Raw genomic sequence first — 6,122 nt, 5'->3', positions numbered from 1 at the left:
AAACTATGGGACAGCAGTGGTCTGTGGACCTCTTTTTTTATTGTTCAATTTTTTGATCTCCTCCTCCTCATGTCGACATCTGTTTCCCAAACATCCTCTACCTGGAGGACGAAAGTTCCTCAACTTGCTCTGATCCTGATTACCATCATCTGGGGTGGCAGTTTTATCACCGTACAATATGGCCTGAATTTTAGTAGTCCTGTGATCTTTGTCGGATTACGTTTTGCAGCAGCGGCAATTGCCGTAACTGTGCTGTCCCTGAAGCATCTGAAGGGCATGACACTTAAAGAAGTGGCAGCGGGTGTCATCATCGGGGCTGTGATTGCAATCGGCTATGGAACACAAACGGTGGGCTTGCAAACGATTAGCAGCAGTGAATCGGCCTTTCTGACTGCACTGTATGTTCCCTTAGTGCCTCTACTGCTGTGGCTACTGTTCCGTAAAAAACCGCATTTCATGACCTGGGTCGGTGCCCTGTTTGCCTTTCTCGGTCTGGTATTTTTGACAGGTAATGGCTTTGGTGCCATCCAGCTGAATTTTGGTCAGGCGCTGACTTTGCTCGGCTCGATTGCCATTGCACTTGAGATTATTTTTATCAGTCATTTTGCTCCGAAGGTGAATACCCGGCGTGTTACCGTGCTACAACTCATTTTTGCCTCGCTATTTTGTTTTCTGATAGCACCGATGCTGGGTGAATCTCAGTTACCTGACTTTCACTGGCATCTGGCAGGTATTCTGGTCGGTCTCGGTATTGCCAGTGCCTGTATTCAACTGGTAATGAACTGGGCACAGGAAATGGTAGATCCTTCCCAAGCTGCGATCATTTATGCCGGTGAACCGATCTGGGCAAGTTTATTTGGATGTATGGCGGGAGAACGTTTGCCTGCGCTGGCACTTCTAGGCGGATTGATGGTGGTACTTGGGGTGATTGCCAGCGAATGGAAGCCAAAGTTTTTCAGAAAAGAAAAAATAGAAGAGTTGAAGGAAGATCTTTCCTAAGCTTATGAACTCCCCCTGTTAGAAAAGGGGGAGTTTTTTATCTAGAGAAATATAGCTAATCTTATTTGGTATACATCGGTCGATTGTCATTCAGATGCATAATGCCGCGAATCGCGCGATAGACAATCCATATCCAGGAAACAAAGACCACAACCAGACAGAAAGTGGATGCACCAAAAGCAACCCCTGCAAACAGGTCCGGATCTTCATGGGTAAAGAACAGGAATAGGAATGGCACAAAGGCTACAATATTCCAGAACAGATACCACCAGAAACTGCGGATTTGCCAGGTAAAGTGGCTTTCAAAAATCGAACCTCGTACATCCGAGCGCTTCACATAGTTAATAATCAGTGCTATCACTGCCAGCAAGCCACCACTAAAAATGGCCACGATATATAAGATATAAAGAATCAGGGTTAGCGTGCGATTTGAGTCTTTATCAATTGAATAGTTCATCTACGCTCCTGTGGTTGTTTCTAGATATTCAGGCTGTTAAAGGGAGAAATCAGCCATATAATCAAAATGATGTTAAAAGCTATAGTACAAAAATAAATTTGCCGGAAGGGTTGTTTTTGTGTTTTATGACGTAATTTTTGCTGTGCCAGCCAGGCTGCCGGCCACCCTCCTAGAAATGCCACCAGATGCAGGGTATTTTCTGGAATACGGCGATTGCCCAATTGTGCCGCTTCCTTATCCTGGGCATACAGCCAGTAACTAAGGACATTCATCAGGCTCACCAGCAACAGGATCATTCCACTCAATAAGCCGGCTAAACTGAGTCCCGCCAGTACCAGAATATAGACCACAGAAGCAACCTGCATCGGCTGCAATTTTTCTTGCTGGCTTCGGCCTAATGTTTTAGTTTTTATTTTTGCAGTTTTGGTTTGCGATGCTTTCAGGTACATAACCTGCTGGGCACGATAACGTCCCTGCTCATCCAGAATCACCAGATAATCCAGCGCACAACCAACAATTGGCCGTGGACCGGGACGGGCAAAATCCTTGATATGCAAAAACACGCGATCTTTGGCCGGATCATTGGGCTGAATAAGGCCATAGCCTTTGTCATCAAACCATTCTACCAGACGTCCCTGATCGCGCATTTTGCCTGTTCCTGTTTATTCTAAATTTAAGCTGTCACGAATTTTAAACGTTCAATCAGCATGTTACGCATCTCTTCCGGATTTTTTTGCAGAATATCTTCACCGGTACGACCTTCAGCCGCATTTTTCTGTGCCACTTGCAGACGCATCATCCAGAAACGACCCGCAGCCATTGCCAGGTAAAGTTCCAGACATGATTTTTCATCTTCAGTCAAAGGACGAACAGTTTCATAGGCTCTTAAAAAGGCATTGGCCTTTTCTTCATTTAAGGTGACTTCCGGATAATTGGTACAGAAGTCATTTAAAGTAATCGCAATATCAAACAGGAATTCATCTTTATTCAGTTCATAAAAGTCCAGAATTCCTTTTAGCTGATCACCCTCAAACAGGGTATTGTCACGAAACAGATCCGAATGGATAAAGCCGCGTGGACGATTCGGATAAACTGCGGTTAAAGCTTCATACAGGCCCAGAAGTTTACCCAGTAAGACTTTATCTGCTGCGTTCAGACTCGGCTTAATTTCCTGTGCTACGTTATACCAGTAGGCATGGTCACGGACAAAGGCACGCTCAAGTTTAAAATCTTTCAATGCTACATGCATTTTGGCCTGAGCAATGGCAATCGCTTCCGCCTGCGCAACGGTAGATGGCATCGGATGCTCGCCCATCATGCGTGGTGCAATTTGTGCCGGCTTATTTTTTAGCGTGTGAATGGCTTTGCCTGAGTGGGATAAAGGCACCGGTACGGCCAGACCTGCCTGACCCAGATGCTGCAAGACCGGCACCAGCTCTCCAGCGGCCTGTTCATCCATATCTTCAAAAACAGTCAGCACATATTGCTGGTTTTCACAGACCAGAAAATAGTTCGTATTCTGGATACCTCCTTGAATGGGAATCAGATCAATCACCTCAAGTCCATAGGGTGCTGCGAAATCCTGAACTTCCTTTAAAGTCAAAGTGGTATAAACCGACATAGAAAACCTGCGAAAAAACTTACATATTTTTGCTAGAATACCGTTTCCATCTACCAAGGTGTAGCGCTTGCGTGGGTGAGTTTCATAATCGGCTGTAATAATTGGAAAAATTTATGCTAGCTAAACGTATTATTCCTTGTCTGGACGTCGACAACGGTCGCGTAGTCAAGGGTGTTCAGTTCCTTGATATTCGTGATGCGGGTGACCCAGTAGAAGTGGCACGCCGTTATAATGAACAAGGTGCCGATGAAATTACTTTCCTTGATATTACCGCTACACATCATGGACGCGACACCACTTATCGTACCGTTGAGCGTATGGCTGAATCTGTATTCGTACCGCTTACTGTAGGCGGTGGCGTGCGTAAAGTCGAAGATATTCGTTTACTGTTAAATGCAGGTGCAGACAAAGTCAGTATTAACTCGGCAGCAGTCTTCAATCCTGAGTTTGTACAGGAAGCCTCACAGCGTTTTGGTGCGCAATGTATCGTAGTAGCGATTGATGCCAAAAAAACTGGCGAGAATAAATGGGAAATCTTTACCCACGGCGGACGCAAACCGACCGGCATTGATGCCCTGGAATGGGCAGAGAAAATGGCCAGTTATGGTGCAGGTGAACTGTTAATTACCTCTATGGATGCCGATGGTACCAAAGCAGGTTATGACATTCCGCTCATGCGTGCTATCAATGACCGTGTGACTGTACCAACGATTGCTTCAGGTGGCGTAGGCAACTTGCAGCATCTGGCTGACGGGATTATCCATGGTGGTGCCGATGCAGTACTTGCTGCTTCTATTTTCCACTTTGGCCAACATACCATTCCTGAGGCCAAGGCTTATCTAGCTGCTCAAGGTATTGAAATGCGTCTTTAAACGACAGCATTCAAATGAAAAAGAGTGTGAATATCACACTCTTTTTTTATGCATTATTCTTAGAAATCATTTAAATTCTGGACAAAAAAAGGAGTCTTGCGACTCCCTATAAAAACCAAGAAGAACTACAGCACTTGATATCTTTGACATTTACAATATAACTCAATCTGTATGCAGGTTGATAAGATTTTCAATCATCAACAGACGCAAATATAGGTGAAATCCTGAGCACAATATTGACAATATATGCAGAATTTATTGACAAATCACGACAGGGCTAACCAAAGTGAGAAATGGTTAACATTTTATGTGGCAGATTACTCGAATTTTAAGTTATTTAATCACGATCTTTAGCCCATTTAGCCGGGAAATAACGCTGGGTTAAGTGGGTTAAGCGCGTAGAGATCTGTTCCGGCAAGGCAATACCAAGGGGATTTTTTTCCTGTAAATCTGCTGAGGAAATCACCCGGGTTCCCATTAAATAATCAAACCAGGGCTTGGTTACACACCAGTTGGCGTCCTGATTACTGTTCATATGGTGATCATAATGCCAGGGAATTTTTTTTCTGGCCCACTCTGGTTGCAGATGTGCTCGCCGATGCATATAAAAATAATTGCCTGCACTATACAACGTAGCCAGAAACATACCTTTGGACAAGGGATAAAAAGTCAGTCCAAATACGCTTGCTGCGACGGCCAGTGAACCGATTTCATTGCGGATTCGCCAGTTTTTCAAACCTTCAATATAGGCATAATCAGAAAATCTGGTCCTGCGAACTTCACGATGATGTTCCCAATGTGAACGCATACTCTCTGGTACAGGACTATAACGCGTCTGACCTGTTCGATGCGTACCATGCAGCACATATTTATGCGCAAACCATTCAAAGCCATTGGCTACGACTAGTCCTACTAGAAAGCCTTTCCACATGATCTTTTCCTCCCTGTTTGTTTACACTATAGGTCAAATAAAGGGCTAGATATTGACCGATAATTTCAATATCATTGACAAAAAACGACAGAACAAAAGAATTAAAAAATGCACGTTCCCCAAGATTATGTCGGTTCGGTATATGGTGGTTTAGGACATTTGCTTTTGGACTATTACCAGCTCAAACAACTGGACATTCCCAAGAAATTGTTTGCGATCCAGAACCTGGAGCGTTTTGATTATATTCTCTGGCGCGATCTGCTCAGCCAGCTGGACCAGGAGTTGCAGCGGCCGGCACTCGGCCTGGAAATCGCGCAACTGGTGCAAGCCAAGCATCTGGGTATTATTGGCTATTTGGCACTATCCAGTGAAACGCTGGGCGAAGCCTTTATGCGTTATCATGACTATCATCGCCTGATCTACGATGGCAGTCCTTTACAGGTCAGTCTGGATCGAGATTACCTGTCCATTTCCTGGAGCGAGATTCCGTTTAAAGTGAGTACGCAACTCACAGATGAGATTGCTATCGCGCTCATGACTGAATTTATTCGCTCAAGTATTCTGGACCAGCATCAACTGCATCTGCATGAAGTCCATTTTCAGCACCCGGTCAATAAAAATATTGCGGTCTATGAACAGTATTTCCGCTGCAAGGTCCGTTTCGGGCAGGCCAGAAATCAGGTACTGATTCCTGTGAGTGAAATGTCTACGCCTTTAAAGAAAGGTGATCAGACCTTACAGAAATTACTGATGCAACAGGCAGAAGCGGTGCTGGAAAAACTTCCGAACTCCACCCAGGTTGATCAACGTCTACAACAGGCGATTCTGGTCGGTCTACAGAAAAATATGTTCCAGATTGAGCATATTGCCAAACAGATGAATTTTTCTGTACGCCAGCTACAACGCTACCTACAAAAACAGGGTCAGACCTATCAGCAGCGTATGCAGGAAATCCGCTGCATGATGGCCATGCAATATCTGAAAGATCCTCATCTGAGTTTGCAAGAAATCAGCATGCTGCTTGGCTATTCTGAGCAGAGCGCATTTCAGCGTGCCTTTAAGCAGTGGACGGCTCAAACACCACAACAATGGCGCTCAGAATATATAAAAACCCAGGTGCAGGAAAAATTTCTGGACTATCCTGCTACCGCAGAGATTAATGTCCCATATCAGATTTAAAAGTTTGAATAAAATAAAAAGCTCCTCATCAGAGGAGCTTTTTTCTAGCCGGAATAGTGATTT

7 protein-coding genes are annotated in these 6,122 nt (G+C 44.6%); 3 read left to right on the top strand and 4 right to left on the bottom strand.

What is annotated here, in order from left to right; translation table 11 throughout:
- Positions 1-69: 69 nt before the first annotated feature.
- Positions 70-999, top strand: coding sequence for a DMT family transporter (locus tag B3143_RS14940; protein ID WP_286741114.1), 930 nt, complete (start codon positions 70-72; stop codon positions 997-999).
- 61 nt (positions 1,000-1,060) lie between these two features.
- Here the strand turns inward: B3143_RS14940 and B3143_RS14935 are convergent, their stop codons facing one another.
- Genes B3143_RS14935 through B3143_RS14925 form a run of 3 tightly spaced genes read right to left on the bottom strand, consistent with a single transcriptional unit; the run spans position 1,061 to position 3,077 of the window.
- A complete protein-coding gene (locus B3143_RS14935) occupies positions 1,061-1,456 on the bottom strand; it encodes a DUF4870 family protein (protein ID WP_286741111.1) in 396 nt (131 codons plus the stop codon).
- 20 nt (positions 1,457-1,476) lie between these two features.
- On the bottom strand, positions 1,477-2,103 hold the full coding sequence (locus B3143_RS14930) for a DUF1294 domain-containing protein (protein ID WP_286741110.1): 627 nt from the start codon (positions 2,101-2,103) through the stop codon (positions 1,477-1,479).
- 26 nt (positions 2,104-2,129) lie between these two features.
- The gene (locus B3143_RS14925) at positions 2,130-3,077 is read right to left on the bottom strand and encodes a homoserine kinase (RefSeq protein WP_286741108.1); all 948 of its coding nucleotides are present in this window, start codon (positions 3,075-3,077) and stop codon (positions 2,130-2,132) included.
- A 113-nt stretch (positions 3,078-3,190) separates the two neighbouring features.
- Between B3143_RS14925 and hisF the strand changes: the two genes are divergently transcribed.
- Entirely contained in the window at positions 3,191-3,949 is a 759-nt protein-coding gene (hisF, locus tag B3143_RS14920; protein ID WP_004781588.1) for an imidazole glycerol phosphate synthase subunit HisF, read from the top strand.
- Between the two features lie 337 nt (positions 3,950-4,286).
- Here hisF and B3143_RS14915 read toward each other — a convergent pair whose 3' ends face one another.
- Positions 4,287-4,880, bottom strand: a complete 594-nt coding sequence (locus B3143_RS14915) for a hypothetical protein (RefSeq protein ID WP_286741107.1) — start codon at positions 4,878-4,880, stop codon at positions 4,287-4,289.
- Positions 4,881-4,988: 108 nt separating this feature from the next.
- Here B3143_RS14915 and B3143_RS14910 point away from each other — a divergent pair, with 108 nt between their 5' ends.
- Positions 4,989-6,059, top strand: a complete 1,071-nt coding sequence (locus B3143_RS14910) for an AraC family transcriptional regulator (protein WP_286741105.1) — start codon at positions 4,989-4,991, stop codon at positions 6,057-6,059.
- The last annotated feature ends 63 nt before the right edge of the window (positions 6,060-6,122 follow it).

Source organism: Acinetobacter sp. UBA1496, from assembly GCF_002324975.1.
GTDB lineage: Bacteria > Pseudomonadota > Gammaproteobacteria > Pseudomonadales > Moraxellaceae > Acinetobacter > Acinetobacter variabilis.
Note: the sequence above shows the minus strand (reverse complement) of the source record. Positions and strands in the feature narration are given on the sequence as shown.